The organism is Sporichthya sp. (genome assembly GCF_013815995.1).
GTDB lineage: Bacteria > Actinomycetota > Actinomycetes > Sporichthyales > Sporichthyaceae > Sporichthya.
Window position 1 is genome coordinate 1 of record NZ_JACDFE010000363.1, and the last position, 2,667, is coordinate 2,667.

Here is a 2,667-nt window from a genome sequence, read left to right on the forward strand (position 1 = left end):
TCGTAGGGCGGCTCGGTGGCGGGCGCGGGCAGGCGGTGCAGGCGGATCGCGGCGGCGGCCACGGTCATGACGAACTCCCCCGGACGGCTCCGGCCCCATGGCGGTGGGTGCCGGGCGACGTCCTGTTCGTGATCATGTGTTTTGCGGTGTGGGCGGATTTGTACCCGCTAAGTTACTGGCGAGTCAAGGTCCGGTCCGGGCCCTGTGGATGAGCGGAATTCAGGAGGTCAGGGGCCGTGCGGGTCTATCTGCCGACGACGTTCCCGAGGCTGGCGGCCGCCGTCGCCGCCGGCTCCTTCGGTCCGCCGCCCCTGCATGCCTACGCGGTCACCCCGGCGCTGCGGGAGTGGTACGCCTCGGGGGACAGCGAGGAACTGGAGTTCGCGGCGATGGCCGATGCCGCCCGCGAGTGCCTGCGCCTGCTGGCCGCCGACCCGGCCGCCCCGCCCCGTCGGGTGGTGGTCGCCGTCGACGTTGCGGACGCCGCGGTCAGCCTCGCGTCCGATCTGCACGAAGCGGCGGTGTTCCTGGCTACGTCGGTCGCGGCGACGGACGTCGCCTCGGTGCTCGTCGACGACCCCGAGGCCGAGGCCGACATCCGGGCCGCGGTGGCCGCCGTGTCGGCCGCCGACGGCGGTGACGCCGATGCGGCATTTGTGGTCGACGGAGCCGAAGATCACGACTTGCACTGGTACGCCACGCAGGAGATTGCGGCGCTACTCGCCGACATGTCCTGATGATCCGTCAGATATGGTACAGCGAGGGCAAACCTGGCGTTCCGGTCAGGGTTACAGGCGCTCGGGCAAGGCTTCGTCAAGCGTTGGTTTGGCAGGGAGCGGCGCAGGGCCCTCGGAGGTCCAAGGACGCAGCACGGGGGCTCAGGGGAAAACGTGGAGGGGTCCGCTATGTCTAGGTCCATTCGTGTCGCGGTGATTGTCGCCATGGCTTCGTTGATCACCGTCCCGGCCGCAGGTGTCGCCGCGGCGGGCGAGATCGGCGAGGGAGTCAGCCGGGGTCCGCAGCCGTACGGGACGCTCGCCATCTGTGCCGGGCGCGGCGACGCTCCCGCCTCGACCATCCAGCTGATCCGCAACGGCAAGGTCGTGAAGTCCTTCAAGCTCTCCGGCTGCACGCTGCTGAGCAAGCGCGATGGCCTGACCAACGGCCGCTACAAGGTCCGCCACACCGCGCCCCAGGGCTACCGGACCACCGGGTGGATCTCGGGCGGCGTCTCGGGCGAGGGTGACCAGCAGGCCAGCAGCATCAGCCGCAGCAGCTTCCGGGTCCAGCCGCGCTCGGCGATGTCGACGGCCGGGTTCCTCTCGGCCAACAGCTCGAACTGGGTGACGTTCAGCCGCACTGTGCGCTGATCACCGAACCACCGGCAGCCGGTCTGCCCGGACCTACTTCAGGTTCGGGCAGATCGGCTGCGTCACGCCGTAGTCGCTGGTGGCCTCGGGGGTGAGGGTGCCGGCGACCGCGGTGGCCACCCGGGCCCGGATCGATTCGACGTTCGGGTCCACGCTGGAGCCGACCACGTCGAGGATCGTCACGCGGTCGATCTGCGCGCTCTTGCGGAACAGGCGGGCCAGGTCCGCGAAGTCGGGCAGCACCTCGGCGGGGATGTTGGTGCGCAGTACCTGCTCCGCAGCGCTGATGAACTCCTGGACGCTGGACAGCAGCGATCCCGGATCGGCCTGGCGGGCGAGCGCGGTCAGCAGGCAGCGCTGGCGGGCCTGACGTTCCTCGTCGCCGCTGGCGAAGCGGGACCGGGCGTACCAGAGCGCGTGGTAGCCATCGAGCTTCTGCCGGCCGAGCGCGATCTCCTCGTGCGGCACGGCCGTGACCGACCCGTCGGCGGCGTGTGAGCCGCCGATCGGGATCGGCTGTCCGTCGCCGGAGCGCACGTTCATCGTGATGCCGCCGAGGGAGTTCACGATCGTGGTGAAGCCCGCCATGTTGACCAGGGCGTAGTAGTCGATGTCGACGCCGGTCAGGTAGGCCGCGGTGTCGGTGATCGCGGCCGCGGCCGCGTTCTCCGCACGGATGTGCGGCATCAGGGCCGGGTTGTCCTCGACCACGGTGTAGATGCCGAACCAGAAATCGGCGAACCCGCTCGGGTAGGCCGTGGCCAGCGGGGTGCCCGGGCGCAGCGGCACGTTCTGCAGGTTGCGCGGCAGGCTGATCAGCGCGGTCCGGCCGGTGCGGGTGTCGATCGAGGCCAGGATCAACGAGTCGGTGCGGATGCCCTTGCGGTCGGACTCCCCGTCGCCGCCGAGCAGCAGCAGGTTCACCCGGTCCTGATCCGCGAACGGCGTCGGGGTCGGGCTCGGCGTCGGGGTCGGGCTCGGCGTTGGGGTCCGGACGGTGGGCTGGGCGCCGGTCGCCTCGATCAGGTCGGAGCGGAACGTGTCGTGCAGGACGTCGCGGGCGGCGTAGACCGTCGACGCGCTCCAGGTCAGCGGCGCCATCACCGCCAGGCAGAGCGCGGTGACCAGGCCGCGGGAGACCAGCGCCTGCGGCCCGGAGGTCCGCGGCGGCTGCGCGGCCCGGTAGGCGGACAGGATGGTGGCGCACCAGGCGAAGCCGACCACCACCATGGCGACGGCGACGCTGAGCAGGACGTTCCCCTTGACGGCCAGGCGCTCGGTCTGGGAGGCGTCGAGC

Annotated in this window: 3 protein-coding genes; 2 read left to right on the top strand and 1 reads right to left on the bottom strand. The window is 71.0% G+C overall.

The features are described 5' to 3' along the window. Positions 1–236 precede the first annotated feature (236 nt). Positions 237–737 carry a hypothetical protein gene (locus H0X00_RS23270; RefSeq protein WP_293775199.1) on the top strand — a complete coding sequence of 167 codons (501 nt, stop codon included), beginning with the start codon at positions 237–239 and terminating at the stop codon, positions 735–737. Between the two features lie 204 nt (positions 738–941). Then, positions 942–1,370 carry a hypothetical protein gene (locus tag H0X00_RS23275; protein ID WP_293775200.1) on the top strand — a complete coding sequence of 143 codons (429 nt, stop codon included), beginning with the start codon at positions 942–944 and terminating at the stop codon, positions 1,368–1,370. A gap of 33 nt (positions 1,371–1,403) precedes the next feature. Here H0X00_RS23275 and H0X00_RS23280 read toward each other — a convergent pair. Further along, a partial coding sequence (locus tag H0X00_RS23280) for an LCP family protein (protein ID WP_293775201.1) occupies positions 1,404–2,667 on the bottom strand: 1,264 nt, incomplete at its 5' end.

Bases quoted from the DNA above. Each gene is read 5' to 3' on its own strand.
- H0X00_RS23275 (WP_293775200.1), top strand. From the start codon at position 942: ATGGCTTCGTTGATCACCGTCCCGGCCGCAGGTGTCGCCGCGGCGGGC.